This window comes from Streptomyces sp. Ag109_O5-1, assembly GCF_003814875.1.
Classification (GTDB): domain Bacteria; phylum Actinomycetota; class Actinomycetes; order Streptomycetales; family Streptomycetaceae; genus Streptomyces; species Streptomyces sasae.
Map to the genome: position 1 here is coordinate 576,124 of NZ_RKQF01000001.1, position 26,646 is coordinate 602,769.

Sequence of the window (26,646 nt, forward strand, 5' to 3'; positions counted from 1 at the left end):
GTCCATGACCGTCACCGCACATCCGCTCGTCACCCGCGCCCGGGAACTCGCCGACGGCCTGCTCTCCCCCGCCGCGGAACGCGTCGACCAGGACGGGGTGCCGGCGAGCCACATCGAGGCGATCAAGCACTCGGGCCTGCTCGGATTGAACGCGCCCGTGGAGTACGGCGGCTCGGCGGCGCCCGTGGCCGTCGTCCGCGAGACCGCGGAGATCCTGGCCGGGGCGTGCTGCTCGACCTGGTTCGTGCAGACGCAGCACCACACGCCGGTGACGACCCTGACGGCGACCGGACTGCCGGTGCGGGAACGCCTGCTGGGCCCGCTGGCGCGCGGTGAGCTGCTTTCCGGGGTGGCGTACGCGCATCTGCGCTCGTATCCGCGGCTCCCCGTGCGGGTGAGGCGGCAGGCGGACGGCTGGCACTTCCGGGGAACGGTCCCCTGGTACACCGGCTGGGGCCTGAACGACGTGATGCTGCTGGCCGGGGTGACCGAGGACGACGAGGCGCTGTTCGCCTTCACCGAGGCACGCAAGCAGCCGGGCCTGGCCGTGTCGGAGCCGATGCGGCTGGCGGCGCTCACCGCCTCCCGGACGGTCTCCCTGCGCCTGGACGGCCTGCGGGTGCCGGAGGAGGCGGTGGCGCTCCGGCTGCCGTTCGGGGACTGGGCGGCGACGGACCGCCCGAAGACCCGCAACGCCAACCCGGCGGTCTTCGGCATCACGTCGGCGGCACTGGAACTGGTGGAGGAGGAGTACGCCGCTCCGCTGCGACTCCGCCTGGAGGGGATCCGGCACCGGGCCTACACGCTGGCCGATCATCCGGTGCCGCATGAGCATACGGAGGAACGCCTGGCGCTCCGGGAAGAGGCGTTCACGCTGATGCGTACGACCACGACGGCGGCCGTGGTCTCCGGAGGCGGCCGCGCCATGTCCGTGGGCAACCGCGCCCAACGCCTCGCCAGGGAGGGCCTTTCCCTCCTGGTCCAGGGCCAGACCGGCGAATCACGCACGGCACATCTGCAGCGACTCGCCGAGCGACCCCGCTGACCCACCGGGGCCAGGACCGCAATCACCGCTTCCCACGTGCTCGTCAACGGCCGCTGCACGGTCGTCTTCCGATCCGCTTCGCCGAGGACCGCCCACATGAGCCGGCTCCCGTGCTGTTCGAAGGCGCGCAGGAGATCAGCCGCCGGATGGGCTGCCCGGGCTGAGACTTCCGCTTTCCGCGGGCGGAGAACGGCGTGGGCTCGGGGCCGTTCTCCGCCAGGGGCGTGCTCAGCGGGTTCGAGCGGGGTCCGCGTTCCTCTCGGCGGCCTCGACGACGTTGGCGAGCAGCATCGCCCGGGTCATGGGGCCCACTCCTCCCGGCATGGGCGCCACCCAGCCCGCGACTTGAGCGGCCTCCGGGTGGACGTCGCCCGCGAGGCCGTGCTCGGTGCGGGTGATGCCGACGTCCAGGACGGCCGCGCCGGGACGCAGCATGTCCTTGGTGATGAGTCCGGGCGAGCCGGCGGCCGCGACGACGATGTCCGCCTCGCGGACATGCCAGGCCAGGCCCTTGGTGCCGGTGTGGCAGAGGGTGACGGTGGCGTTCTCGGAGCGGCGGGTGAGGAGCAGCCCGATCGGCCGCCCGACGGTGATGCCCCGGCCGATCACGCAGACCCGCGCTCCGGCGATCGGCACCTCATGGCGACGGAGCAGTTCGACGATGCCGCGTGGGGTGCAGGGCAGGGGCGCGTCGACGCCGAGGACGAGCCGCCCCAGGTTGACCGGGTGCAGTCCGTCGGCGTCCTTGGCCGGGTCCATGCACTCCAGCACGGCGTTGGCGTCCAGGTGGCGCGGAAGCGGCAGTTGGACGATGTAGCCGGTGCAGTCCGGGTCGGCGTTGAGCGCGTCGACGACGTCCTCGACCTGTTGTTGCGAGGCATCGGCGGGGAGTTCCCGGCGCAGGGAGGCGATACCGACCTGCGCACAGTCCCGGTGCTTGCCGGCGACGTAGGAGTGACTGCCGGGGTCGTCGCCGACGAGCACGGTACCGAGCCCCGGCGGACGCCCGCCGTCGGCGGTCAACTTGGCGACACGTTCAGCGAGTTCACGACGGATGAGGGCGGCGGTCGCCTTCCCGTCCAGCACTTGTGCGGTCACCGACGGTCCTCCTTCCGAGAAGCTGAACCACAGCGCCCCGTCAGGGGCGCGGGGCTGTATCGATGTGCGGCTACCGCCGCGTGGGCGCGACCGGCCACGAAACGGCCGCAGACGAACAACGACAGATCGCGGCACTCTCCTCGAAACACTCACCCACGAAGCCGGGTCATCGCCGGGTCGAACAACGGCTCTTCGGCCACGACCGCCTCCACCCGCTGGTCGAAGTAGCCGATCTGCAGCGCCGTCCCCGGCACCGCCAACTCCGCCGGCAGCCACGCGTAAGCGATCCCCTTGCCGACCGTGTAGCCGTACGCCGCGCTGGTCACGTAGCCGACGGCCCGCTCTCCGTCGTACACCGGCTCCTTGCCCATGACGACGGCCCGCGGGTCGTCGATGGTCAGGCAGCTCAGCCGGCGCCGTACCTCGCCCTTGCGCCGCTCCAGTGCCGCCTTGCCGACGAAGTCGCCCTTGTCGAGCTTGACGGCGAAGCCGACACCGGCCTCGTAGGGGTCGTGCTCGTAGGTCATGTCGGTGCCGAAGGAGCGGTAACCCTTCTCCAGGCGGAGGCTGTTGAAGGCGCCCCGGCCGGCGACGATCCCGCCGAGCGGCTCGGCGGCCTGCCACAGGGTGTCCCAGAGCTTCTGGCCCTGGTCGGCGGTGGTGTACAGCTCCCAGCCGAGTTCGCCGACGTACGACAGCCGCATCGCGGTGACCGGCACCGAGCCGATGTAGGCGCGCTTGGCGCGGAAGTACTTGAGGCCGTCGTTGGAGAAGTCCTCGTCGGTGAGCGGCTGGAGGACCTCGCGTGCAAGGGGGCCCCACAGGCCGATGCAGCAGGTGCCGGGGGTGATGTCGCGGACCTGGACCGTGCCCCCGGCCGGGAGGTGACGGCTGAACCAGTCGAGGTCCAGGTTGCCGTTGGCGCCGACCTGGAAGAGGTCGCGGGCGAGGCGGGCGACGGTGATGTCGCTGCGGATGCCGCCGTCGTGGTCGAGGAGCAGCGTGTACGTCACCGAGCCGACGGACTTGGCGACCTTGCCGGTGACCAGGCCCTCCAGGAAGTCGGCGGCGCCGGGGCCGCTCACCTCCAGGCGTTTGAGGGCAGTCATGTCGTACATCGCGACGGTCTCGCGGGTGGCCTGGGCCTCGGCGCCGACGATCGGGGACCAGTAGCGGGCGGCCCAGTCGTTGGGGGTGGGGATCGAACGGCCCTCGACCAGGCCCGCGTTGGCCTCGTACCACTGCGGGCGCTCCCAGCCGTTCGCCTCCAGGAAGAACGCGCCGTGTTCCTGCTGGCGGGCGTGGAAGGGGCTGGTGCGGATCGGACGCGGCTTCCCGGACGGCTGGAGCGGGTGGAGGATGTCGTAGACCTCGACGAAGTTCTGGCAGTCGCGGGCCAGGACGTACTCCGGGGAGAGCTGGTGCGGCTCGAAGCGGTTGACGTCGCACTCGTGGAGGTCGAAGGAAGAGCAGTGGCCGTCGACCAGCCATTCGGCGACCGCGCGGCCGACGCCCGCGGAGTGGGTGACCCAGACGGCTTCTGCGACCCAGAAGCCCTTGACGTCCGGGGACTCGCCGAGCAGCGGGTAGCCGTCGGTGGTGAAGGAGAACAGGCCGTTGATGCCCTCCTCGACCTTCGCCTCGCGGGTCGCGGGGAGGAGGGACTGCGTCTCGGTCCAGGCGTCCTCGAAGTCCTCCTCGGTGAACTTGAGGACGGAGGGCATCTGTTCGGCCTCGTCGACGGAGAGGATGTCGTCGGCGGAGATCGGCATGGGGCGGTGGCCGTAGTAGCCGATGCCGATGCCGTCGAAGCGGTCGCGGTAGTAGAGGTCGGCGTCCTGGTGGCGCAGGATCGGGCGGACGGCCTCCTCGGTCTGGCCGGCGAGGGCGGGGACCGGGCCGGTCCAGGCGAGTTGGTGGCCGAGCGGGGTGAGCGGGAGGTTCATGCCGACCATGCGGGCGATCCTCGGGCCCCAGATGCCGGCGCAGCACACGACGATGTCGGCGGGGAGCTCGCCCTGGTCGGTCAGCACGCCGGTGACGCGGCCCTCGCTCTGCCGGACGTCGAGGACCTCGTGGCGGGCGAGGAAGCGCACGCCGCGCTCGGTGGCCCGGCGGATCTGGGCCTCGACGGCGAGGACGGCCTTGGCGAGGCCGTCGGTGGGGACCAGGAGGCCGCCGAGGACCCGGTCGCGGTTGACCAGCGGGTGCTGCTCGACGCACTCGTCGGGGGTCAGCAGACGGGCCTCGATGCCCCAGGCGGTGATCCAGCCGTGGCGGCGGTGGAGTTCGGCGAGGCGCTCGGGGCTGGTGGCCACTTCGAGGCCGCCGACCTGGAGGAAGCAGGGCTTGCCGTCGACGTCGAGGGAGCAGAACTTCTCGACGGTGTACCGGGCCAGCTCCGTCATGGTCTTCGAGGGGTTCGTCTGGAAGACCAGGCCCGGGGCGTGCGAAGAGGAGCCCCCGGTGGCCGGGAGGGGGCCCTGGTCGACCACGGTCACCTCGGTCCAGCCGCGTGCGGAGATCTCGTCCGCGAGGGCCGCCCCCACGACACCCGCTCCGATGATGACCACTCGGGGTCCCGCCATCGCCCAACCTCCGAACTTGAGACCGGTGCAGTTGCTGTGTACGCAACTTGATTCAGGTTGCGCAACTCAATGTGCCCGTCCCCGAGGAGAGGTGTCAAGGGGGCGGTGACATCGGAGAACAGCCCTGCGAACGGGCCCTGGAAATGGCAACGCCCGGTGGGCGGCGCACAGCTGCGCGCCGCCCACCGGGCGTGTTCGGCCGTCTGCCGGCTCTCGGCTACTTCAGCCAGGCGTCGACCTTGTCCTTGTTGGCGTCGACCCACTTCTTCGCCGCCGCGTCGTCCGACAGCTTGTCCTGGGCGATGTACTTGGCCACGGTGTTCTGGTCGTCGTTGGTCCAGTTGAAGTTCTTCACCAGCTTGTACGCCGGGCTGTCCGACTTGGCGAAGCTGGTGCTGACGATCTTGTCCAGGTCGTAGACGGGGTAGTCGCAGGCGACCTTCGCCGCGTCGGCGTCGCAACCCGTCGTGTACTTGGGCAGGTTCACCTTCACCAGCGGTACCTCGGACAGGAACCACTGCGGTTCGTAGAAGTAGCCGATCAGCCACTGCTTGTTCTTCTCGGCCGTGCGGAAGGCCTGGATGAGCGCGGTCTCGCTGCCCGCGTACACCACCTTGAAGTTCAGCTTCAGGTTGGTGACCAGGGCGGCGTCGTTGGTGACGTACGACGGGTCGCCGTCGAGGAGTTGACCCTTGCCGCCCGACTCGGACGTCTTGAAGTTGGCGGCGTACTTGTTCAGGCTCTCCCAGTTGGTGATGTCGGGGTGCGCCTTGGCCAGCCACGGCGGCACGTACCAGCCGATGATGCCCTTGTTGCCGGTGGAGCCCGCCTCGACGGCTGTCTTCTGGCCGGTGATGTACTTCTTCTTCAGGTCGTCGTGGCCCCAGTTCTCCAGGACGGCGTCGACCTCGCCGGTCCCGAAGCCCTGCCAGGCGATCTCCTCCTTCAGGTCCTTCTTGTTGACCGTGCAGCCGAGGTCGTGCTGTGCGACGTACGCGACGACCGCCGCGTCCGCCTCGTAGCCGACCCACGGGTTGACGGCCAGGTTGAAAGTGCCGCACTTCCCCCCGGAGCTCTTCGAGCCCGCGGAGGAGCTGTCGCCGACCTTCGCACCGCCGCACGCCGTGAGGGTGAGGCCGAGGACGGCCAGGCCGGCCGCGCCGGCTCGCCAGTGTCTTGACATGGTGTCGCGCTCCTTATGCCCTGGTGCGTCGCGCCGCAGCCTGAGTGATCCGGTCGAACATGACTCCGAGCAGTACGATGGCGAGCCCTGCCGCCAGGCCCTTGCCGTACAGCTCGCCCTGCGAGAAACCGGCCACAACGTCGTAGCCGAGAGCGCCTGCGCCAACCAGGCCGCCCAACACAACCATCGACAGCACGTAGATCAGGCCCTGGTTGGTCGCGAGGGTCAGGGCGCTGCGTGCCATCGGCAGCTGGACCTTGGTGATGATCTGCCAGGAGTTGCACCCGGCCGAGGTGGCCGCCTCCACGGTGGACTCGGACACGTTCCGCACCCCGTCCGCGATGATCTTGATGGCGACGGGGGCCGCGTAGACGACGCCCGCGATGATCGCGGTGAAGCGGGTGGCGCCGAACAGCGCCAGGAACGGCACGAGATAGACGAACGGCGGCATGACCTGCGCGGCGTCCAGAGTGGGCCGGATCAGCCGGTCCGCCAGCGTGCTGCGGCCCATCCACACGCCGAAGACGACGCCGGCCAGCATCGTCAGGATCGTGGCCACGACGGTCGAGGCGAGGGTGGTCATGCTGTCCGACCAGAGTCCGGTACCGACCAGCAGCCCGACACACACGGCCGCCGTCACCCCGGCCCGCCGGCCGCCGAGGACCGCGCCGAGCGCGACCAGGACAGCGCCGACCAGCCACCACGGGGAGTCGGTGAGCAGGGTCTGGAAGGGGTTGAGCAGGCCGTTGGTGACGGCGTCCCGCAGGGCGTTGGTGAGGCCGAAGAGATGGTCCTGCAGCCACGTGGACGTGGTGTCGGCAGCGCTCGCTATGTGGCTGCCGACGGTGCCGTCACCGGGGAACTCGGCCGCCCAGACGTAGGTGTGGGACAGGTAGACCAGGACGAGGGCCGCGACCCCGCCCGCCCCCAGCAGCGGGCGGCGCCACTTGGCGAACCGGCCCTCGCCCGTACGGCGGCTCTCGGTGCGTACGGCAGCCGCCGTGGTGACCCGGTCGAGCACGATGGCCATGACGACGATGGCGAGGCCGGCGTTGAAGGCGGTGCCGACGTCGAGCGACTGGAGAGCCTGGACGACGGTCTTGCCGAGGCCGGGCGCGTCGATCAGGGCCGCGATGGTGACCATGGCCAGGGCGGCCATGATGGTCTGGTTGACCCCCACGACGACCGTGCGCTTCGACATCGGCAGCAGCACCTTCACCAGTTGCTGCGCGCGGGTGGCGCCGAGTGAGTCGGCCGCCTCGACGGTGGTCTCGGGGACCGAGCGGATGGCGTACGCGGTGATGCGGATGGCGGGCGGGGCCGCGTAGATGACCGTGGTGATCACGGCGGAGGCGCCGCCGATGAGGAAGATCAGGGTCAGCGGGGCGAGGTAGACGAAGGTCGGCATCGTCTGCATGAAGTCCAGGAAGGGCGTCATGATCCGGTTGACCCGGTCGGAGAGCCCGGCCCAGACGCCCAGCGGGATGCCGATGACCAGCGCCACGAGCACCGCCGACAGGGTAAGCGCCAGGGTGTCCATGCTCTCCTGCCACAGGCCCTGCAGCCCGAAGAAGGTGAAGCCGGCCACGGCCAGCAGCGCGACCCGCCAGTTGCCCACGGCCCAGGAGACGTAGCCGACGAGTCCGACGACGCCGAGCCAGCCGATCTGCGGGACTGGGCGGGAGCCGCTGGGCTGGGAGATAAGCGACTGGACGAAGGTCACCAGGTTGTCGATGACCAGCCGGATCTCGTTGAAGAAGTACAGGAAGACCGGGTTGGAGTTGCGGTTGGCGCCGATGCTGTCGTTGACGTCGTTCAGCCAGCGGTGCAGACCGGTCAGGTCGGCCGCGGCCAGGGTCAGCGTCTGTCGGCCGCGCAGCACGGCGAAGAGCAGCAGCCAGAGGACCAGGATCGCGGCCACCACCATCGGGCGGCTGACCTTCTGCCGTATGGACGCGACCGGCGCGGTGGCGTCGGCGACGGCGGCCATCAGGCGCCGCCTTCCTGTCCGGCGACGACGGAGAGGATCTCCTCGTCGCCGACGATGCCGAGCAGCTTGCCGTTCTCGACGACCTTGACCGGCTTCTCGGCGGCGAGCACCGCCCGGGTGGCCTCGCGCACGACGACGTCGGGGCCGAGCTCGGGCCCGTCCAGTTCGTCGCCGTCCGCCGGCGGGCGCATGATCCAGCGCAGGGTGAGGACGTCGCCGCGCGGCACGTCCTTGACGAAGTCCCGGACGTAGTCGTCCGCCGGCGCGCCCACGAGTTCGTCGCCGGTGCCGCACTGGACCATCTTGCCGTCCCGCATGATCAGGATGCGGTCGCCCAGCTTGAGGGCCTCGGAGAGGTCGTGGGTGATGAACACCATGGTCTTGCCGACCTCGTGGTGCAGGCGGATGACCTCGCTCTGCATGTCGCGGCGGATCAGCGGGTCGAGCGCGGAGAACGGCTCGTCGAAGAAGAGGACGTCGGGGTCGCCGGCCAGGGCGCGGGCGAGGCCGACGCGCTGCTGCATACCGCCGGAGAGCTGGTCGGGGTAGGAGTTCTCGTAGCCGGCGAGGCCCACCAGTTCGACGGTCTCCATCGCCCGTTTCATGCGTTCGGCCTTGCTCATGCCCCGGATCTCCAGGCCGAACGCCACGTTGTCGACGACCCTGCGGTGCGGCAGCAGGCCGAAGTGCTGGAAGACCATGGAGAACTTGCTGCGCCGCAGCTCGCGCAGCCGCCGGGCGTCGGCGCCCCGGATGTCCTCGCCCTCGAAGACGATCTCGCCGGCGGTGGGTTCGATCAGCCGGGTGAGACATCGCACCAGGGTGGACTTGCCGGACCCGGACAGGCCCATGACGACGAAGACCTCGCCGTTCGACACCTCGAAGTTCACGTCCCGTACGGCGGCGGTGCAGCCGGTGCGGTCCATGAGTTCGCGGCGGGTGAGCCCGCACAGTTCCTCGGATCCCGGCACCTCGTCGGCCTTGGGTCCGAACACCTTCCACAGCCGGCGCACGGAGATGACCGGGGTGCGATCCTGAGGGTCCTGGGACGTGTCGCGCCGCTGCGACACCTCGGTGGCTGGGGTCATGATCGGCCTCTTTTCGGCGTCAGCCGCTGAACCAGCGCTGCGGCCGGGGTTGGATGTTCTGCCAGATGTGTTTGGGCTCTCGGTACTCGTCCAGGCCGGTCGGTCCCAGCTCCCGGCCCACGCCCGAGTGCCCGAAGCCACCCCATTCCGCTTGCGGCACATAGGGGTGGTAGTCGTTGATCCAGACGGTGCCGTGGCGCAGCCTGCGCGCGACCCGCTGCGCCTTGCCCGCGTCCTGTGTCCAGACGGCACCGGCGAGGCCGTACTCCGTGTCGTTGGCGATGCGGACGGCGTCGTCCTCGTCGCGGAAGCGTTCGACGGTGAGCACGGGCCCGAAGGACTCCTCGTGCACCACGCGCATGTCCTGCCGGCACTCGTCGAGGACGGTGGGCGGGTAGTAGAAGCCGTTCGCCAGCGCGGGATCGTCGGGGCGCGTACCGCCGCAGCGCAGTACGGCGCCCTCGGCGATCCCGGCGGCGACGTACGCCTCGACCTTCTCGCGGTGCTGTGCGGAGATCAGCGCGCCGGTCTCGGCCTCGGGGTCGAAGGGGCCGCCGAGACGGATGAGCCGGGCGCGGCGTACGACCTCGTCGACGAAGGCGTCGTGGATCGAGTCCTCGACGATCAGCCGGGCGCCGGCCGAGCAGACCTGCCCGGAGTGCAGGAAGACGGCGGTGAGCGCGAAGTCCACGGCGGTCTCGAAGTCGGCGTCGGCGAAGACCACGTTCGGGTTCTTGCCGCCGAGTTCGAGGGCGACCTTCTTCACCGTGGCGGCGGCGGTGGCCATGATGTGCCGGCCGGTGTGCAGGCCGCCGGTGAAGGACACCATGTCGACCTCCGGGTGGTCGGCCAGCGGTGCGCCCGCCTCGGCTCCGGCGCCCAGCACCAGGTTGGCGGCGCCGGCAGGTAGCCCGGCCTCCTCCAGGGCCTTCATCAGGAGGATCGAGGTGGAGGGGGTGAGCTCGCTGGGCTTGAGGACGATCGTGTTGCCCGCGAGCAGCGCCGGGGCGACCTTCCAGGAGGCTTGCAGCAGCGGGTAGTTCCAGGGGGTGATCAGCCCGCAGACGCCGACGGGTTCGTAGGTGACCCGGCTGAGCGCGTCGTCGCGGCCGGTGTCGACCACGCGTCCTGCGCTGGTGCCGGCGATGCCGCCGTAGTAGCGGAAGCAGGAGACGACGTCGGCGATGTCGTACTCGCTCTCCACCAGGCGCTTGCCCGTGTCCAGGGACTCGGCGCGGGCGAAGTCCTTGGCGTCCCGCTCGATGATGTCGGCGGTGCGCAGCAGCAGTGCGCCGCGCTCACGCTCCGGGGTGTGCGGCCAGGGGCCCTCGTCGAACGCGCGCCGGGCCGCGGCGATCGCGGCCTCGGTGTCGGGGCGGCCGGCCTCCGAGACCGTCGCGACGAGTGCGCCGTCCGCGGGACAGCGGATCTCGCGCTGGCCGCCGGCCACCGCGGCGCGCCATTTTCCATCCATGTACAGATCTGCCACGGCCGCGCCCTTCGAGCCCGAAATCGTTGCGCATTGTGCATTGGATTGCTTGTGGTGGAACACCCTGGCCGAATGGACTGATGCACGTCAAGGGGTTCGCGGGTCCCGATTCGGCCGCGGAATCGGCGCCCCCTCATGGGGTGTCAGCCAGCCGGTCCAGCAGGGCGCGGCGCCATCGCTCCGTCTCGGCGACCTGGTTGAAGGTGAACAGGTGCAGGCCCGCCACGCCCGCCGACGGCCCGGTGAACGCCGCCGCGCCGCGTGCGAGGAGCCGTTCCGGGTCGTAGCCGCCGGGCGCCGCGAAGCGCAGGAACCAGGACGTGTGCCTGGTGAGGAAGCGGGTCGACTCCCCCACCCCGATCTTCGTCGCCATGGCCAGCAGCTTGGCCCGCTGCACGGGCCCGGCGACGCCGATGTATACGGGCAGGACGACGTCACGGGCCCGGATCCGGGTGATCCAGTCGCCGAGCACGCGCGCGTCGAAGCAGAGGTTGCTGACGATGTACGTGGCGTGCGCCCGCTTGTCCCACATCGCCTGGATGGTGAGGTCGTCGTGGATGAGCGGATGGCTCTCCGGGTAGCCGGTGATGCCCGTCCCGGCGAAGGGGCTGCCCAGTTCGGTCAGCCGGCGCAGCACCGGCAGCGCCCCGTCGTACGGCCCGGCGGGCGGATCGGCGTCGCCCGCCGGGACGAAGACGTCGTCGACGCCTGCCGTGAGCAGTCGCTCGGTGACGTCCTTCAGGTGGGTTTCGTCCCGCAGCAGCCGTGCCGGGACGTGCGGGACGACCCGGTACCCGTGCGCGGTGAGCCGTTCGGTGAGTGCGAGGGTCGGTTCCAGGCCCTTGGCCGGCGACGCCGTGACCGTGACCACGACGTCGCGGGGCACCTGGGCCAGGACCTTCTCCTCGGTCGCCCTCGCCGGCAGCACCTCGTAGCGGACGCGGGCGAGCAGCGCCCGCAGGGCCTCGGCCCCCATGTCCGCTACCCGGCCTGTTTCTGGGCGTCGCGGTGCCGGTAGTAGACGGCCTTGGAGGGCTCCAGCGGCTCCTTGCCGAGGATCAGGTCGGCGGCCTTCTCGGCGATCATCATCACCGGTGCGTAGATGTTGCCGTTGGTGACGTACGGCATCACCGACGCGTCGACGACCCGCAGCCCGTCCACGCCGTGCACCCGCATGCTCGTCGGGTCGACTACGGACATCTCGTCGGTGCCCATCTTGCAGGTGCAGGAGGGGTGCAGGGCGGTCTCGCCGTCCTTGGCGACCCAGTCGAGGATCTCCTCGTCCGTGGCCACGGACGGACCGGGCGAGATCTCGCCGTCGTTGTAGGGGGCCAGCGCCGGCTGGTTGAGAAGGTTGCGGGCGACCCGGACCGCCTCGACCCACTCCCGGCGGTCCTGTTCGGTGGAGAGGTAGTTGAAGCGCAGTGCCGGGTGTTCGTTCGGGTCCTTGCTCTTGATCTTCACCGAGCCGAGGGCGTCGGAGTACATGGGGCCGACGTGGACCTGGTAGCCGTGGCCGCCGGCGGGCACGGAGCCGTCGTAGCGGACCGCGATGGGCAGGAAGTGGAACATCAGGTTGGGGTAGTCCACGTCCTCGTTGCTGCGGCAGAAGCCGCCGGCCTCGAAGTGGTTCGTCGCGGCCGGTCCCTTGCGGAAGAGCCACTGCAGGCCGATGAAGGGGGCGCGCCACTTCGCCAGGTACGGCTGCATCGAGACGGGCTGCTTGCAGCCGTACTGGATGTACACCTCCAGGTGGTCCTGGAGGTTCTCGCCGACGCCCGGCAGGTCGTGGACGACGTCGATGCCGAGGGCGCGCAGTTCCTCGGCGTTGCCGACGCCGGAGAGCTGGAGCAGCTGCGGGGAGTTGATCGCGCCGCCGCAGAGGATGACCTCCTTGGCACGGACCTGCTGGAGGGCGCCCTTGCCGCGCCGGTACTCGACGCCGACGGCCTTCTTGCCCTCGAAGAGGACGCGGGTGACCAGGGCGCGGGTCTTCACGGTGAGGTTGGGGCGCTTGCGGGCGGGCTTGAGGTACGCCTTGGACGCCGACAGGCGCCGGCCGCGGTGGACGTTGCGGTCGAACTTGGCGAAGCCCTCCTGCCGGTAGCCGTTGACGTCGTCGGTGGGCGCGTAACCCGCCTCCTCGGTGGCCTTCAGGAAGGCGGAGAAGAGCGGGTTGGCGGCCGGGCCGCGCTCCAGCACGAGGGGGCCGTCGTGGCCGCGGAACTCGTCGTCCGGGTCGGCCGCCAGGCAGTTCTCCATCCGGCGGAAGTACGGCAGGCAGTGGGCGTAGTCCCAGGTCTCCATGCCGGGGTCGGCGGCCCAGCGCTCGTAGTCCATGGGGTTGCCGCGCTGGAAGATCATGCCGTTGATGCTGCTGGAGCCGCCGAGCACCTTGCCGCGGGCGTGGTAGACGCGGCGGCCGCCCATGTGGGGCTCGGGCTCGGACTCGTACTTCCAGTCGTAGAACCGGCTGCCGATGGGATAGGTCAGCGCCGCGGGCATGTGGATGAAGACGTCCCACGGGTAGTCGGGGCGGCCCGCCTCCAGTACCAGGACCCGGTTGCCGGGGTCGGCCGAGAGCCGGTTCGCCAGTGCGCTGCCGGCCGATCCGCCGCCGACGATGACGAAGTCGTACTGCAAGGGAGCCATGGTGCCTCGTCTCGCTCGCGCCGTCGATGTGCGCGGCATGCTAGTACGGGTATCGCTATACGCACCAGGTTGCGAACAACGCAACTTGTAAGATCTTTGTTCACATCGCGTTACTTGGAGTGCGTTGTTTACTGCGCGTATAGTTTCGCTATGAGCAACTACAGTCCGGATACCGAAACGAACGGCTCATCTTCTGGCGGCGTGCAGTCCGTCGACCGCGCCATCAGCGTCCTGGAGATCCTCGCCCAACGCGGCGAGGCGGGCGTCAGCGAGGTGGCCGCCGAGATCGATGTTCACAAGTCGACCGCGTTCCGCCTGCTCGGCGCCCTGGAGGCGCGCGGTCTCGTGGAGCAGTCGGGCGAGCGGGGCAAGTACATGCTCGGCTTCGGCATCGTACGCCTCGCCGGCGCCGTCACAGGACGCATCGACGTCACCCAGCAGGGCCGGCAGGTGTGCGAGCGGCTGGCCGAGGAGATCGGCGAGACGGTCAACATCGCGGTGATGCAGGAGCACTACGCGATCAACCTGTACCAGGTGCGGGGCACGGCCGCCGTCACCGCGCACAACTGGGTCGGCCAGCTGACCCCGCTGCACGCGACCTCCAGCGGCAAGATCATGCTGGCCCATCTGCCCGCCAAGGAGCGCGCCGCGCTGATCTCGGACGGCGGCCTGAAGAAGCTCACCCCGCACACCATCTCCACGAAGGCGAAGCTGGAGAAGAACCTCGCCGAGGCCCGGGAGCGCGGGTACGCCTGGACGCTGGAGGAGCTGGAGATCGGGCTGCACGCCATGGCCGCGCCGATCCGCGACCGGGACGGCGTGGTCATCGCGTCGATCAGCGCCTCCGGGCCCTCCTACCGGTTCACCGAGGAGCGTATGCACGAGCTGGCTCCGGTGCTGGTCAAGGGCGCGGAGGAGATCAGCCACCGCATGGGGTACCTGGGCTGATCAGTACCCGCGCCCAGCAGTACCGGGGCCTGGCGCCCGCAGGACGACCGCCGTAGGGCCCGCGTCCGCATCCCGCGCGGGCCACGGGCGTCCCTCTCCCGCGTCACTCCGGCTGCCGCGTCCCGAGCCGCTCGTGCACCCAGTCGTGGAAGGCGCCGATGTGGTGCTCGCTGGGCACCAGCACCCCGCCCTTGGCGTACAGCCGTGAGCTCATCCCGGGCTGTGTGCGCTCGCAGGCGTCGAAGTCCTGGCGGTTGACCCGGTCGAAGAGCTCCACGGACCGGCTGACGTCCTTGCCGCTCTCCACGACGTGCGGGAGATACAGCCAGTCGCACTCGACAATGGTCCGGTCGACGGCCACCGGGTACATCCGGTGGAAGATCACGTGATCGGGCACCAGGTTGATGAACACCTGCGGTTTGACGGTGATCGCGTAGTAGCGCCGGTCCTGGTCCTCGGAGACTCCGGGGATGCGGTCGAGGCCCTCGGAGCCGTCGACGGTGAAGCCCTGGATGTCCGTGCCGAACTCGGCGCCGTGGCCCACGTAGTACTGGGCGGCGTAGCCGTCGGCGAACTCGGGCAGCACCTCGGTGAGTTCGGGGTGGATGGTGGCGCAGTGGTAGCACTCCATGAAGTTCTCGATGATGAGCTTCCAGTTCGCCTTGACGTCGTAGACGATCCGCTTGCCGACGGAGAGGTTCTCGACGCCGTAGCGCTCGATCGACTCGACGTCGCCGAGGCGTTCGACCGCCGCCCCGATCACGTCCTCCTCGAAGGAGGGCGGGTTCTCGGCGAGGCACACCCACACATAGCCGAGCCATTCGCGCACCGCCACGCCCACCAGGCCGTACTCGGTGCGGCCGACGTCGGGCATCTTGGTGAGGTTGGGGGCCGCGACCAGCTTGCCGTCCAGGTCGTAGGTCCACGCGTGGTAAGGGCACTGGAAGGCGCGTCTGACCTCGCCGGTCTCCTCGGTGCAGAGCTTGGCGCCGCGGTGCCGGCAGACGTTGAAGTAGGCGCGGATCGAGTGGTCCCGGGCCCGGGTGACGAGGATGGACTCGCGGCCGACGTCGACCGTGCGGAACGCGCCGGGCTTCGGCAGGTCGGCGGCGCGGGCGACGCAGAACCACATCGTCTCGAAGATGCGCTCCTGCTCCTGGGCGAAGATCCCGGGGTCCGTGTAGGCGGAACCGGGGAGGGTGGCGATCAGGCTGTCCGGCAGGCTGGTCGAGGTCACGGTGCACTCCTCGGAGAACGTCGTGGATCGGTGGGGTGGCGCGGACGCCGGGTCAGGACGCGGCGGTGCCGAACTGCTTGCGCGCGCGGGTGAACAGCCGCGGCTGGTTCATGCCGAGCACGGCGACCTGCCGGCCCGCCCGCCGGTAGACGGCGAGGAAGCTGCGGTCGTCGGTGGAGCCCTCCTCGACCGTCACGCTGTCGGCCCCGGCGGCCTGGCCGACGAACTGGATCTTCACGCCGTACTGGTCGGACCAGAAGTACGGGGCCCTGGGGACGCCGGGTTCGGTCGCGCCGTGGGCGAGCAGGGCGGCGACGGCGGCGGCCGGCCGTTCCAGCGCGCCGGTCCAGTGCTCGACCCTGCGGTGGGTGCCGGTGTGCGGGTCGTACCAGTTGGCGCAGTCGCCGACGGCGACCACCCCGGCCAGGCTGGTGCGTCCGTCGGCGCCGCACTTCACGCCGTTGTCGAGCGTGATGCCGGAGCCTTCGAGCCAGTCGACGCAGGGGCGTGCGCCCACGCCGACGACGACGGTGTCGGCGGGCACGCTGCGCCCGTCCTCCAGCAGTACGGCCTCCACCTGGCGCTCGCCGCTCAGCCCCTTGACCCCCACCCCGCACAGCAGCCGTACGCCGTGGTCGGTGTGGAGGGCGGAGACGACGGCGCCCATGGTCTCGCCGAGCGGTCCGGCCAGCGGGGTCGGCGCCGCCTCGATCACGGTCACGTCGAGGCCGAGTGCGTACGCCGTGGAGGCGACCTCGGCGCCGACGAACCCGCCGCCGATCACCACCAGGCGGCCGCCCCGGGCGAGGTCGTCGCGCAGGGCGCGGGCGTCGTCGAGGGTGCGCAGCACATGGACCCCGGCGAGGCCCTCGGCGCCGGGCAGGGTGCGGGCGGCGGCGCCGGTCGCGATGACCACGCCGTCGGCGCGGACCTCCCGGCCGTCGGCGAGCCGGATCGCCCTCGCGGTGCGGTCGAGCCCGGTGGCGCGGGCCCCGAGCAGCCACTCCGCGTGGAGTTCCTCGTCGTCCCGCTCCAGCGCGAGGTCCGCCTCGCCGATGGTGCCGGCCAGGAACTCCTTGGACAACGGCGGCCTGTCGTAAGGGCGGTGGGACTCCTCGCCGATGACGACCAGCCGGCCGTCGTACCCGCGCTGCCGCAGCGAGCGCGCGGCCGACAGCCCTGCCAGCGAGGCGCCCACCACGGCCACGGTCCTCACGCGGCGCCTCCGGCGAGGCGGGCGCTGATGCACGGCGGCAGGTTGGGGGCGTCGGCGGAGAGCCGGACGTGGACCATGCCGTCCTCGACGACGACCTCGTGGGTGCGGACCGGGAGCTTGGCCGGGGGTGCGTCCACGGCACCGGTCCTGAGGTCGAACTTGGAGGCGTGCAGGGGGCATTCCACCTCGCAGCCCTCCAGCCAGCCGTCGGCGAGCGAGGCGTCCTGGTGGGTGCAGGTGTCGTCGATGGCGAAGAGCTCGCCGTCGTCGGTGTGGAACACCGACACGGGCGGCTCGATGTCGAGCCGATGGGCCTCGCCTCGCGGCAGATCCGCGAGACGGCACGCGGGAATCATCATGACACCTCGGTGCGTATAGCGAAACGGATTGCGATTAGCGCAACGCCAGTTTGAGGGCCGCTCCGAAGCGTTGTCAAGGAGTTCATCCGCCGGTTTACGCGGGCTGCGGCGGGGGTCGCCCGGGCACGCCGAACTGCCCTCTACAGCTCCGGTGAACAGGGGAAACGGCGTCTCTTCGGATGCCGCAGCGGCCCTGCCGCGGTGGTGTCACCGGGGCAGGGCCGCTGCGTCGCGGGGCGGTCAGAAACCGCGGTCGAGCCATTCCTGGAGATGCGGCGCCTCGGCGCCGATGGTGGTGGTCTCCCCGTGTCCGGTGTGCACGAAGGTGTCGTCCGGGAGTGTGAGGAGGCGTTCCCGGATCGACTCGACGATGGTGGGGAAGTCGCTGTACGAGCGCCCCGTCGCCCCCGGCCCGCCGGCGAACAGCGTGTCGCCGCTGAAGAGCGCGGAGAGGTGCGGGGCGTGCAGGCAGACGGCTCCGGGGGCATGGCCCGGGGTGTGCAGCACGGTCAGCTCGGTGCCCGCCACCTCGATGCGCTGCCCGTCGGCCAGTTCGGCGTCGGGCAGCCGGTCGGGATGGGTCTGCTTCCACAGCGGCAGGTCGTCGGGGTGCAGCAGGATCGGGGCGCCGGTGCGGGCGGCGAGATCGGGCGCGGCGTCGATGTGGTCGTTGTGCGCATGGGTGCACACGATGGCGCGCAGGGTGCGTCCGCCGAGGGCCCCGAGGATCGCTTCGGCGTCGTGGGCGGCGTCGATGACGACCGCCTCGTCGTCGTCCCCCACGATCCACACGTTGTTGTCGACGTCCCAGGTGCCGCCGTCCAGCGAGAACGTCCCCGAGGTGACGAGGTGTTCGATGCGGGCGCCACCCGTCACAGGATCACCACCGAGCGCAGGACGTCTCCGTGGTGCATGCGTTCGAAGGCCTTCTCGACCTCGTCCAGGGCGATGGTCTCGGTGACGAAGGCGTCCAGGTCGAGGCGGCCCTGCAGATAGAGGTCGATGAGCATCGGGAAGTCGCGGGAGGGCAGACAGTCGCCGTACCAGGAGGACTTGAGCGCCCCGCCCCGGCCGAAGACGTCCAGGAGCGGCAGTTCCAGCTTCATCTCGGGGGTCGGAACGCCGACCAGGACGACCGTGCCGGCGAGGTCCCGGGCGTAGAAGGCCTGCTTGTACGTCTCCGGACGGCCCACCGCCTCGATGACGACGTCGGCGCCGAAGCCGCCGGTGAGTTCGCGCACCGCGTCGACCGCGTCGGTCTCCTTGGAGTTGACCGTGTGCGTCGCGCCGAGCCTGCGTGCCGTCTCCAGCTTGCGGTCGTCGATGTCCACGGCGACGATCTTCGCCGCGCCGGCCAGGCTCGAGCCGAGGATCGCCGCGGCGCCCACGCCTCCGCAGCCGATGACGGCGACACTGTCCCCGCGCCCGACGTTGCCGGTGTTGATGGCGGCGCCCAGGCCGGCCATCACCCCGCAGCCCAGCAGTCCGGCGGCGGCCGCGGACGCGGCACGGTCGACCTTGGTGCACTGCCCGGCGGCGACCAGCGTCTTCTCCGCGAAGGCGCCGATCCCGAGGGCCGGGGAGAGTTCCGTGCCGTCGGTCAGGGTCATCTTCTGCTTGGCGTTGTGGGTGTTGAAGCAGTACCACGGCCGTCCACGCAGACAGGCCCGGCAGTTCCCGCACACGGCACGCCAGTTGAGGATCACGAAGTCGCCGGGTGCCACATCGGTGACCCCGTCGCCGACCGCCTCGACCACTCCCGCGGCCTCATGCCCCAGCAGGAAGGGGAAGTCGTCGCTGATCCCGCCCTCGCGGTAGTGCAGATCGGTGTGGCAGACCCCGCAGGCCTCGATCTTGACCAGCGCCTCGCCCGGCCCGGGATCGGGCACGACGATCGTTTCCAGACTGACGGGGGCGCCCTTGCTCCGCGCGACGACAGCACGGACCTGCTGAGACATGGCCACTCCTCGGCTGACAGAGGGCGAGATGTTGCCCAATACGGCACGCATCTCGTGTAACGCAACACAGCATCGCCGAGGCCGAAGCGGCGGTCAAGAATCCGTCGCGCTGTCGATCCTCACTCGGGGCCGGGCAGTCGCCCGGTGCGCCGGAGCGGTCACCGGGTCCGCGGGTATCATTTGTTACGAAAATGACATATACATCCCACATCCCTAGTCCGGCACGGATGTGCTCGAGGTGAGGATGCGCGACATCACCTTCCGCGGCGGCGGTGAGCTCCCGGATCCCGGGGGCGAGGCGGAGGCGCTGCTGGATGCCCACGCCCGGGTGGTCGCCTGGGGACCGGGCGCCCGGCGGCTGCTCGGCCGTCCGGCGCGCGACGTCCTCGGCCGGCGCGCGGACGAACTGCTCCACGGCACCGCCGACGCGGCGGACCTCCTGCGGCGATGGAAGGAGGGTGCGCGCCAGGCGTCGGTGAGACTACGGCGGCGTGACGGACAACCGCTGGACGCCGAGGTCTGGGCGCGCCCGCTCACCTCGGTGAACGGTGAACGCCAGTGGCTCGTCCAGGCGGCCGGCGCGCGGACGTTCCGCACCTACGAGTTCGGGCGTGCCCTGCTCAAGGGGCTGTTCACCGACACCCCTTTCCACATCGACCTCTTCGACACACGGCAGCGGTTCATCGCCCAGAACCTCACGGAGCGCCGTGCCGGGGTGTTCCGGCGGACCGGGTACGCCGGGCACACGATGCGTGAGATGGCGCCGCCCGGACTGCTGGACTTCGACGCCCTGGAGGCACGGCAGCGGCAGGTACTGGAGACGGGCGAGGCGCTCCTCGGGACCGAGGTCGACGGGCACCCCGTACCGGGATCGCCGCTCGAGTACGTGTGGTCGGAGTCCATCCTGCCCCTCAGGGACCCGTCCGGAACACTGATCGCCCTGGCCCATGTGGTCTCCGACGTGACCAAGCAGGTGCGCTCGCGCGAGCGGCTGGTCCTGGCGAACGAGGCCGGTGCGCGTATCGGCACCTCCCTGGACCTCTGGCAGACGGCCCGGGAACTGGCCGAGGTCGCGGTGCCGCGGTTCGCCGACGTCTGCCGGGTCGACCTGCTGGACTCCGTGTTCGCCACCGGCGAGCCGAGCGAGGACGGGCAGCCGGCGACCCCGCTGCTCCGCCGGGCCGCCGCCAGCGGGCCGGACCCGGGTCCGGCCGGGGCGGTGACCGTGCCGGTCGGCGACCTCGACACGGCGGCGACGGCGCCCGGCTCACCGTTCCTCGAAGCCCTGGAGAAGGGCGAGCCCCTCCTCCTCGCGGACGAGCGGCTGTCCGCCTGTCCGGACGCCCTGCGCGACGGCGGGCCGGACGTCCACTCCTGGCTTCTCGTCCCCATGCTCGCCCGGGGTGCCGTGCTCGGCACCGCGGTCTTCATGCGCTCGCGCACGCCCCGCCGGTTCGAGCCCGACGACGTGCTGCTGGCCGAGCAGATCGTGAACCGCACGGCGGCGTGCGTCGACAACGCCAGCCGGTACCACCGGGAGCGGACGACGGCACGGACCCTGCGGCGCAGTCTGCTCCCCCAGCGACTGCCGTCGCCGTCGGCGGTCCGGACGGCGTCCAGCTATCAGCCGGCCAGCGAGCACACCGGGCTGGGCGGGGACTGGTTCGACGTGATCCCGCTGTCCGGTACCCGGGTGGCACTGGTGGTGGGCGACGTGGTCGGACACGGTCTGCAGTCGGCCGTGGTCATGGGCCGGCTGCGCGGCGCCGTACGCACCCTCGCGGATCTCGATCTCTCCCCCGGCGAGCTCCTGACCCACCTGGACGACCAGATGAACCGCGCCCTCGACGAGCGCGGCGACGAGGTGTCCCTGGTGACGGGAGCTACCTGTCTGTACGCGGTGTACGACCCGGTGTCGCGCCGCTGCCGGCTGGCCCGCGCCGGTCATCCGCCCCTGGCGGTGGTGTCGGCGGACGGCGCTGTCGACTTCGTCGACCTGGCCGGCGGTCCCCCCCTGGGCCTGGGCGGTGTCATGTTCGAGGAGCGTGAGATCGCCCTGGACGACGGGGATCTGCTGGTCCTCTACACCGACGGACTGCTGGAGTCACGCACGCAGGACGTCGACACCGGGCTGCGCCGGCTGCGCGGCGCCCTCTCCCGCACCCCCGCGTCGGCCGCACCGCAGGAGGTGTGCGACATGCTGGTCCGTGAGCTGCTGCCGCCGGGACACCAGGACGACGTGGCCGTGCTGGTGGCCCGGGTGAGCGGCCTGGCCCCGGACTCGTATGTGACCTGGGAGATCGAGACGCAGGACCGGATGGTCGGCCGGGCGCGGGAGCTGACGGCACGGCAGCTGGCGTCGTGGGGGCTGGCGGAGGAGTCCTTCACCACCGAGCTGATCGTCAGCGAGCTGGTGACGAACGCGCTGCGCTACGGCGGCGAGCCGATCACCCTGCGCCTGATCCGGGACCGGAACCTGATCTGCGAGGTGTCGGACGGCAGCAGCACCTCTCCGCACGTGCGGCGGGCCCAGGACACGGACGAGGGCGGACGCGGCCTCTACCTCATCACCCAGCTCGCCCAGAACTGGGGGACGCGGTACGGCGAACGGGGCAAGACCATCTGGGCCGAGCAGCCGCTGTCCGGCTGACGCGCGTACGACCGGGCCTACGGGGGGGTCAGTCGTCGTCCGGGCCCGAGACCACGACCAGGAAGGCGTCCGTGTTCAGGTCCATCACCACGGTCGCCGGCTCGCCCTCGGCACGGCGCTTCGCCGCGTACTCCTCGGCAGGCCAGGACCCCCGGGGAGCCCCGGCGGGAAATCGCTCCAGCACCCTCGCGCCCATAGTGGCCCGTCACCTCCCGGGTCGGTGTCCGTCGTATCCTGCGGCTGCCCCGGATCGACGCGGACATGCCCGAAACGCGGGAAGAGCGCCGGTGGCCGGTCCGTGGCACGGACCCGGCGGAGTGGGAGCGTGGGGGTTCGTACCCCTCCGTACCGCTCCCGGAGTCGCACCATGAACGCCTCGGTCGTCCTGTTCACCGCCGATCTGCGCCTGCACGACCATCCGCCGCTGCGGGCGGCCCTCGACGGCTCGCGCGAGATCGTGCCGCTGTTCGTACGGGACCCTGCGGTGGACCGGGCCGGATTCGCCGTGCCGAACCGGCTGGCGTTCCTCGCCGACTGCCTGCGCGACCTGGACGCGGGGCTGCGCGAGCGCGGCGGCCGGCTGGTGGTGCGCTCCGGCGGCCTGGTGGAGGAGGTGTGCAAGGTGGCCGCCGAGGCGGACGCCGAGGCGGTGCATGTGGCGGCGGACGTCAGCGGGCATGCGCAGCGCCGGGAGGAGCGGCTGCGGCGGGCCCTGGAGGCGGACGGCCGGCGGCTGCAGGTGCACGACGCGGTGACCGCGGCGGTCCCGGCGGGTGCGGTGACGCCTGCCGCGTCGGACCACTACGCGGTGTTCACGCCGTACTTCCGGCAGTGGTCGCGGCAGCCGCTGCGGGATGCGGTGGCCGCGCCACGCACGGTACGGGTACCGGACGGCGTCGGATCCGAGCCGCTGCCCGGCCGCGACCGGCTGTCCGGGGTCTCGCGGGGCCTGGCCGCCGGGGGCGAGACGGAGGGCCGCAGGCGGCTCGCGGCCTGGCTGCGGGCGTGCATCGCCTCGTACGAGGAGCGCCATGACGATCTGGCCGGGGACGCGACCTCCCGGCTCTCGCCGCATCTGCACTTCGGCACGCTCTCCCCCGTCGAGCTGGTGCACAGGGCCCGGCGGGCGGGCGGCCCGGGTGCCGAGGCGTTCGTACGGCAGCTCGCCTGGCGGGACTTCCACCGGCAGGTGCTCGCCGCACGGCCGGCGGCGGCCACGGCCGACTACCGTACGAAACACGACCGTTGGCGCACCGAGCAGACCGCCGCCGAGGACATCGAAGCGTGGCGCACGGGCCGTACCGGCTATCCGGTCGTCGACGCGGCGATGCGCCAGCTGCTCCACGAGGGCTGGATGCACAACCGCGGCCGGCTGCTGACGGCGAGCTTCCTGGCCAAGACGCTGTACGTCGACTGGCGGGTGGGCGCCCGGCACTTCCTGGAGCTGCTGGTCGACGGGGACGTGGCCAACAACCAGCTGAACTGGCAGTGGGTGGCGGGCACCGGCACGGACACCCGCCCCAACCGCGTCCTCAATCCGCTCGCCCAGGCGAAGCGGTACGACCCCGACGGTGCGTATGTGCGGCGCTGGGTACCCGAGCTGGAGCGGCTGGCGGGCTCGGCGGTCCATGAGCCGTGGAAGGCGCCCGCCCCGGACCGGGCGACGCTCGGATACCCGGAGCCGATCATCGACCTGGCCGACGGTCTGGACCGCTTCCGACGGGCTCGGGAGCGCGGCTGAGCGCACCTGAGAGCCACGCGCAGAGCTACACATAAAGAGGAAATAAGAGCAGAATGATAGTAAGCGGCGCATACCGCACGCTTCAGACGCGGTCAGGCCTGCAAGTCAAAGGAGACGAGTCATGGCCAACGTCTCGCACGGCAGAAGTGACATAACAAGCCACCCTGATGTCACCGAAATGCGGGAACGCTACGCCCGCATGCTCGGCGGTCGCGATGTGGCACTCGTGGACGGACCGGTGTTCCTGCTCGGTCTGTACTGCGCGGCGTCCCCGTGGATCGTCCACTACGCGGCGAGCCAGCCCGCACTCACGACCCACAACCTGATCATGGGCATAGCCATCGGCCTGCTGGCACTCGGATTCACCAGGGCCCCGGAGCGCATGTACGGCCTGAGCTGGGCCATGTGCGCCATGGGTGTCTGGCTGATCATCGCGCCCTGGATCGTCGGCAGCAGCCCGGACAAGGGCGTCATCATCAACAACATCGTCATCGGCGCCATCGCCCTCTGCCTCGGGCTGCTGTGCGCCGTCACGACGGCCAGGCGAACGCCCATGACGTAGGCACACCGAGCGCCCCCCTGAAGGGAGGACGCGGGGCCGGTCCGGTGACGGCGGACCGGCCCCGTCGCACGGTCAGCGGCCGGGCACCAGCCAGGGCTCCTGCGGAAGCGGGCTGCCGGTCTCGATGAGGGACTTCAGGTTGGACAGCACAGCCGGCCAGCCGGACGACACGTCGCGCAGTTCGCCCTCGTCGTTGAGGTCCTCGTGGGTGACGGTGAGCTTGACGATGTCGGCGTGCGGCCGGATGTCGAAGGTGACCCGGGAGTGCCTTTCCCGGTCGCCCTCGTTCTCGGGCGCGGCCCAGGTGGCGACCAGGCGCGTCGGGCGCTCGCTCTCGACGACGGTGCCGACCACGTCGGCGATGCCGGAGCCGTCGGTGCGCCGGTGCTCCCAGCGGGATCCGGGCCGCCAGTCGGAGACATTGGCGTGGCCCCAGTAGACGGCGGTCAGGTCGGCGTCCGTGAGAGCGTCCCAGACCTTCTCCGGGGTGCTGGCGATATAGGTGACGTAGACATAGCTGGGCTGGTCGGCCATGGCTTCCTCGGCTCGTCGCTTCAGGTCGCCGAGCGCACGCAGGCGCGGGCGCTCGAACTTGTCGATCCACCGCTCCTGGATCTCGTGGAGCGGCACGGGGTTCAGGTAGTGCAGCTTCTCCCGCCCTCGCCGCACGGTGCTGATCAGATTGGCGGCCTCCAGGACGGCCAGGTGCTGGGTCACCGACTGCCGGGTCATCGCGATGTGCTCGCACAGCTCGCCCAGCGTCTGCCCGTTCAGCTCGTGCAGCCGGTCGAGCAGCCGTCTGCGCGTGTCGTCGGCCAGCGCCTTGAAGACCCTGTCCGTCCCACTGTCGTCCTCTGATCCCACACTCAAAGTTATGCAGGTATCTGCCTGCATGTCAAGGAGTGCCCGGCCCCGGGAGCAGTACGGCGATGGACAGGCCGCCTTCGGGGCGGGCGCCGGTGATGAGGGTGGCGTGGTGGGCCCGGGCGACGGCGTCGACTATGGCGAGACCGAGGCCGTAGCCCTCGCCGTGCCGGTCGGGGGCCAGTTTCCGGAAGGGCTGGAAGAGCCGCTGGACTTGGTCGTCGGGGATGACCGGCCCGCTGTTGGTGATCGTGAACGCCACCTGTGTGCCCGCGTTCCGAGTGGTGATCTCCACCTGCCCGCCCGGGTGGTTGTGGCGGATGGCGTTGTCGACGAGGTTGGTGACGAGACTTTCGATCAGTCCCCGGTCGCCGACCGTCACCGCGGGCGTCAGCTGTTCGGCGAGGTCGATACCGCGCTGCGCCGCCCGGTCGCGGCGGGCCGCGAGCACTCCTTCGGCCACCTGGGCGAGATCCAGCGGGTCCTGGCGGGAGAGCCCGCGCTCGCTGGTGGCGAGGGTCAGCAGCGCCTTGACGAGCCGTTCCTGGTGTCCGCCGAGGGCGAGGGCCTCCTGGCAGACCGAGCGCAGTGTGCCGGCGTCGGCATCGGGGTCGGCGAGGGCGACTTCGAGGAGGGTGCGCAGGCCGGCGAGCGGGGTGCGCAGCTCGTGGGAGGCGTTGGCGACGAAGTGGCGCTGGGCGTCGAAGGAGGCTTGAAGGCGGGCGAACAGGTCGTCGAGGGTCTGGCCGAGCTCGGTCAGTTCGTCCGCGGGCCCGCCGAGGTCGAGGCGCCGGTGGAGGTCGCCGGCCGAGATGATCCTGGCGGTGGCGGTGATGGCGCGCAGCGGGCGCAGGAACCGGCCGGCGACGAACCAGCCGAGAGCCAGGGCGACGGGAACCAGTACGACCAGGGCCACGGCGGATCCCGTGAGGAGCAGGGCCGGGCTGATCCCGTTCCCGGTTCCGGTGATCCCGCCCGGTGCCGGGGCGCCGCTGGGTTTCGCCGACCGGACGCCGGCGAGCGGGACGGCGACGCAGAGGAGCACGAAGACCCCGGCGGCGTAGATGCCTGTCGCGTAGGCGAGGGCGAGCCGGGTCTGCAGGGACCTTCTGGCGGGCTGCCGGCGGAAGGAGAGTTGCCGGAGGACGGTCATGACGGTCCGATCCGGTAGCCGCCTTCGCGGACGGTCTCGATCACGGGCGGGTCGCCGAGCTTGGCCCGCAGCCGGTGCATGGTGTGCTTCACGGCGCTGCTGAAGGGGTCCGCGGCCTCGTCCCAGACGCGTTCGAGCAACTCCTCGGCGGAGACGACCAGTCCGGGTGCGGCGAGCAGGCATTCGAGGAGGGCGAACTCCTTGGGGCTCAACTCCAGGCGCCGGCCGGCCCGGAACACGGTGCGCCGGGCCGGATCGAGGGTGATGTCCCCGTAGGCCAGGATGGGCGGCAGCGGCGGGGTGGCGCGGCGAGCCAACGCCCGGACGCGGGCGACCAGTTCGGCGAACGCGAAGGGCTTGGGCAGGTAGTCGTCGGCGCCGAGGCCGAGCCCGTGGACCCGGTCCTCGACGGTGTCGGCGGCGGTGAGCATCAGTACGCGGGTCTCGCACCGGCCGTGGGCGAGTCGCCGGCAGATCTCGTCGCCGTGGACACCGGGCAGGTCGCGGTCGAGGATCACCACCTCGTAGCGGGTGACGGCCAGCCGGTCGAGGGCGGCGGTGCCGTCCAGGACGACGTCGACGGCCATGCCTTCACGGCGCAGGCCGGTTCCGAGGGAGCGGGCGAGGATCTCGAAGTCCTCGGCGACGAGCACCCTCACCGCCGCTCACCGCGGGTCGTCGTACGGACAGGGCGGCCGGACCGGCCGTCGGGTCGAGATGCCATGCCCCGACGATGCCAGATCCCCGGTCGCAGCCGGGTCGCGGCCGCCGGGGCGCGGACAGGCCGCGGACGCCGGGTCGCGGGCGCTGAGTCGCAACCGGACA

At 70.9% G+C, this 26,646-nt stretch carries 22 protein-coding genes; 5 read left to right on the forward strand and 17 right to left on the reverse strand.

Translation table 11 applies throughout. The features are described 5' to 3' along the window. Positions 1-4 precede the first annotated feature (4 nt). Positions 5-1,045 carry an acyl-CoA dehydrogenase family protein gene (locus tag EDD90_RS02635; RefSeq protein ID WP_123971537.1) on the forward strand — a complete coding sequence of 347 codons (1,041 nt, stop codon included), beginning with the start codon at positions 5-7 and terminating at the stop codon, positions 1,043-1,045. Between the two features lie 228 nt (positions 1,046-1,273). Here the strand turns inward: EDD90_RS02635 and EDD90_RS02640 are convergent, their stop codons facing one another. From EDD90_RS02640 to betA, 8 genes are all read right to left on the reverse strand, one after another. Beyond that, positions 1,274-2,143 carry a bifunctional methylenetetrahydrofolate dehydrogenase/methenyltetrahydrofolate cyclohydrolase gene (locus EDD90_RS02640; RefSeq protein ID WP_123971538.1) on the reverse strand — a complete coding sequence of 290 codons (870 nt, stop codon included), beginning with the start codon at positions 2,141-2,143 and terminating at the stop codon, positions 1,274-1,276. Positions 2,144-2,292: 149 nt separating this feature from the next. After that, positions 2,293-4,731 (reverse strand): FAD-dependent oxidoreductase, encoded by a 2,439-nt coding sequence (locus EDD90_RS02645; RefSeq protein ID WP_123971539.1) that lies wholly within the window; start codon positions 4,729-4,731, stop codon positions 2,293-2,295. A 217-nt stretch (positions 4,732-4,948) separates the two neighbouring features. Beyond that, a complete protein-coding gene (locus EDD90_RS02650) occupies positions 4,949-5,914 on the reverse strand; it encodes an ABC transporter substrate-binding protein (protein WP_123971540.1) in 966 nt (321 codons plus the stop codon). A 13-nt stretch (positions 5,915-5,927) separates the two neighbouring features. Further along, complete coding sequence (locus EDD90_RS02655) at positions 5,928-7,904, reverse strand: proline/glycine betaine ABC transporter permease (RefSeq protein ID WP_123971541.1); 1,977 nt, start codon at positions 7,902-7,904, stop codon at positions 5,928-5,930. Beyond that, the gene (locus EDD90_RS02660) at positions 7,904-8,992 is read right to left on the reverse strand and encodes a glycine betaine/L-proline ABC transporter ATP-binding protein (RefSeq protein WP_123971542.1); all 1,089 of its coding nucleotides are present in this window, start codon (positions 8,990-8,992) and stop codon (positions 7,904-7,906) included. The genes EDD90_RS02655 and EDD90_RS02660 overlap by 1 nt, the downstream gene beginning before the upstream one ends. 19 nt (positions 8,993-9,011) lie before the next feature. Further along, positions 9,012-10,481, reverse strand: coding sequence for an aldehyde dehydrogenase family protein (locus EDD90_RS02665; RefSeq protein ID WP_123971543.1), 1,470 nt, complete (start codon positions 10,479-10,481; stop codon positions 9,012-9,014). 133 nt (positions 10,482-10,614) lie between these two features. Further along, the gene (locus EDD90_RS02670; RefSeq protein ID WP_123971544.1) at positions 10,615-11,457 is read right to left on the reverse strand and encodes a 5,10-methylenetetrahydrofolate reductase; all 843 of its coding nucleotides are present in this window, start codon (positions 11,455-11,457) and stop codon (positions 10,615-10,617) included. 5 nt (positions 11,458-11,462) lie between these two features. Beyond that, positions 11,463-13,133, reverse strand: a complete 1,671-nt coding sequence (betA, locus tag EDD90_RS02675; RefSeq protein WP_123971545.1) for a choline dehydrogenase — start codon at positions 13,131-13,133, stop codon at positions 11,463-11,465. 150 nt (positions 13,134-13,283) lie between these two features. On the opposite strand from betA, the gene EDD90_RS02680 reads away from it, so the two are divergent. Further along, positions 13,284-14,081 carry an IclR family transcriptional regulator gene (locus EDD90_RS02680; RefSeq protein WP_123971546.1) on the forward strand — a complete coding sequence of 266 codons (798 nt, stop codon included), beginning with the start codon at positions 13,284-13,286 and terminating at the stop codon, positions 14,079-14,081. A 103-nt stretch (positions 14,082-14,184) separates the two neighbouring features. Here the strand turns inward: EDD90_RS02680 and EDD90_RS02685 are convergent, their stop codons facing one another. The 5 genes from EDD90_RS02685 to EDD90_RS02705 all read right to left on the reverse strand — a co-directional run bounded on the left by EDD90_RS02685 (position 14,185) and on the right by EDD90_RS02705 (position 18,851). Beyond that, positions 14,185-15,318 carry an aromatic ring-hydroxylating dioxygenase subunit alpha gene (locus EDD90_RS02685; protein WP_123971547.1) on the reverse strand — a complete coding sequence of 378 codons (1,134 nt, stop codon included), beginning with the start codon at positions 15,316-15,318 and terminating at the stop codon, positions 14,185-14,187. Between the two features lie 52 nt (positions 15,319-15,370). After that, positions 15,371-16,534, reverse strand: a complete 1,164-nt coding sequence (locus tag EDD90_RS02690) for an NAD(P)/FAD-dependent oxidoreductase (protein WP_123971548.1) — start codon at positions 16,532-16,534, stop codon at positions 15,371-15,373. Continuing rightward, entirely contained in the window at positions 16,531-16,893 is a 363-nt protein-coding gene (locus EDD90_RS02695) for a bifunctional 3-phenylpropionate/cinnamic acid dioxygenase ferredoxin subunit (RefSeq protein WP_123971549.1), read from the reverse strand. Before EDD90_RS02695 ends, EDD90_RS02690 begins: the two co-directional genes overlap by 4 nt. A 240-nt stretch (positions 16,894-17,133) precedes the next feature. Then, the gene (locus EDD90_RS02700) at positions 17,134-17,769 is read right to left on the reverse strand and encodes an MBL fold metallo-hydrolase (protein ID WP_123971550.1); all 636 of its coding nucleotides are present in this window, start codon (positions 17,767-17,769) and stop codon (positions 17,134-17,136) included. After that, positions 17,766-18,851 carry an S-(hydroxymethyl)mycothiol dehydrogenase gene (locus tag EDD90_RS02705; RefSeq protein WP_123971551.1) on the reverse strand — a complete coding sequence of 362 codons (1,086 nt, stop codon included), beginning with the start codon at positions 18,849-18,851 and terminating at the stop codon, positions 17,766-17,768. The genes EDD90_RS02700 and EDD90_RS02705 overlap by 4 nt, the downstream gene beginning before the upstream one ends. Positions 18,852-19,095: 244 nt before the next feature. Here EDD90_RS02705 and EDD90_RS02710 point away from each other — a divergent pair, with 244 nt between their 5' ends. Further along, positions 19,096-21,501 carry a SpoIIE family protein phosphatase gene (locus tag EDD90_RS02710; protein ID WP_123971552.1) on the forward strand — a complete coding sequence of 802 codons (2,406 nt, stop codon included), beginning with the start codon at positions 19,096-19,098 and terminating at the stop codon, positions 21,499-21,501. 28 nt (positions 21,502-21,529) lie between these two features. Here the strand turns inward: EDD90_RS02710 and EDD90_RS55065 are convergent, their stop codons facing one another. Further along, a complete protein-coding gene (locus EDD90_RS55065; RefSeq protein ID WP_185148884.1) occupies positions 21,530-21,697 on the reverse strand; it encodes a hypothetical protein in 168 nt (55 codons plus the stop codon). Between the two features lie 171 nt (positions 21,698-21,868). On the opposite strand from EDD90_RS55065, the gene EDD90_RS02715 reads away from it, so the two are divergent. Both EDD90_RS02715 and EDD90_RS02720 read left to right on the forward strand, forming a co-directional pair. After that, a complete protein-coding gene (locus tag EDD90_RS02715; RefSeq protein ID WP_123971553.1) occupies positions 21,869-23,242 on the forward strand; it encodes a deoxyribodipyrimidine photo-lyase in 1,374 nt (457 codons plus the stop codon). Positions 23,243-23,363: 121 nt separating this feature from the next. Beyond that, positions 23,364-23,804 carry an SPW repeat protein gene (locus tag EDD90_RS02720; protein WP_123971554.1) on the forward strand — a complete coding sequence of 147 codons (441 nt, stop codon included), beginning with the start codon at positions 23,364-23,366 and terminating at the stop codon, positions 23,802-23,804. Positions 23,805-23,876: 72 nt separating this feature from the next. On the opposite strand, the gene EDD90_RS02725 is transcribed toward EDD90_RS02720, so the two are convergent. The 3 genes from EDD90_RS02725 to EDD90_RS02735 are packed head-to-tail and all read right to left on the reverse strand — an operon-like array spanning position 23,877 to position 26,480. Continuing rightward, entirely contained in the window at positions 23,877-24,668 is a 792-nt protein-coding gene (locus tag EDD90_RS02725) for a metalloregulator ArsR/SmtB family transcription factor (RefSeq protein ID WP_260327533.1), read from the reverse strand. Between the two features lie 31 nt (positions 24,669-24,699). Continuing rightward, positions 24,700-25,821 (reverse strand): HAMP domain-containing sensor histidine kinase, encoded by a 1,122-nt coding sequence (locus EDD90_RS02730; protein WP_123971556.1) that lies wholly within the window; start codon positions 25,819-25,821, stop codon positions 24,700-24,702. After that, the gene (locus EDD90_RS02735; RefSeq protein ID WP_123971557.1) at positions 25,818-26,480 is read right to left on the reverse strand and encodes a response regulator transcription factor; all 663 of its coding nucleotides are present in this window, start codon (positions 26,478-26,480) and stop codon (positions 25,818-25,820) included. The genes EDD90_RS02730 and EDD90_RS02735 overlap by 4 nt, the downstream gene beginning before the upstream one ends. Positions 26,481-26,646: the final 166 nt, after the last annotated feature.

Bases quoted from the DNA above. Each gene is read 5' to 3' on its own strand.
- EDD90_RS02660 (WP_123971542.1), bottom strand. From the start codon at position 8,992: ATGACCCCAGCCACCGAGGTGTCGCAGCGGCGCGACACGTCCCAGGAC.
- betA (WP_123971545.1), bottom strand. From the start codon at position 13,133: ATGGCTCCCTTGCAGTACGACTTCGTCATCGTCGGCGGCGGATCGGCC.
- EDD90_RS02670 (WP_123971544.1), bottom strand. From the start codon at position 11,457: ATGGGGGCCGAGGCCCTGCGGGCGCTGCTCGCCCGCGTCCGCTACGAG.
- EDD90_RS02645 (WP_123971539.1), bottom strand. From the start codon at position 4,731: ATGGCGGGACCCCGAGTGGTCATCATCGGAGCGGGTGTCGTGGGGGCG.
- EDD90_RS02705 (WP_123971551.1), bottom strand. From the start codon at position 18,851: ATGTCTCAGCAGGTCCGTGCTGTCGTCGCGCGGAGCAAGGGCGCCCCC.
- EDD90_RS02730 (WP_123971556.1), bottom strand. From the start codon at position 25,821: ATGACCGTCCTCCGGCAACTCTCCTTCCGCCGGCAGCCCGCCAGAAGG.
- EDD90_RS02650 (WP_123971540.1), bottom strand. From the start codon at position 5,914: ATGTCAAGACACTGGCGAGCCGGCGCGGCCGGCCTGGCCGTCCTCGGC.
- EDD90_RS02710 (WP_123971552.1), top strand. From the start codon at position 19,096: ATGCGCGACATCACCTTCCGCGGCGGCGGTGAGCTCCCGGATCCCGGG.
- EDD90_RS02715 (WP_123971553.1), top strand. From the start codon at position 21,869: ATGAACGCCTCGGTCGTCCTGTTCACCGCCGATCTGCGCCTGCACGAC.
- EDD90_RS55065 (WP_185148884.1), bottom strand. From the start codon at position 21,697: ATGGGCGCGAGGGTGCTGGAGCGATTTCCCGCCGGGGCTCCCCGGGGG.
- EDD90_RS02635 (WP_123971537.1), top strand. From the start codon at position 5: ATGACCGTCACCGCACATCCGCTCGTCACCCGCGCCCGGGAACTCGCC.
- EDD90_RS02680 (WP_123971546.1), top strand. From the start codon at position 13,284: ATGAGCAACTACAGTCCGGATACCGAAACGAACGGCTCATCTTCTGGC.
- EDD90_RS02655 (WP_123971541.1), bottom strand. From the start codon at position 7,904: ATGGCCGCCGTCGCCGACGCCACCGCGCCGGTCGCGTCCATACGGCAG.
- EDD90_RS02695 (WP_123971549.1), bottom strand. From the start codon at position 16,893: ATGATGATTCCCGCGTGCCGTCTCGCGGATCTGCCGCGAGGCGAGGCC.
- EDD90_RS02720 (WP_123971554.1), top strand. From the start codon at position 23,364: ATGGCCAACGTCTCGCACGGCAGAAGTGACATAACAAGCCACCCTGAT.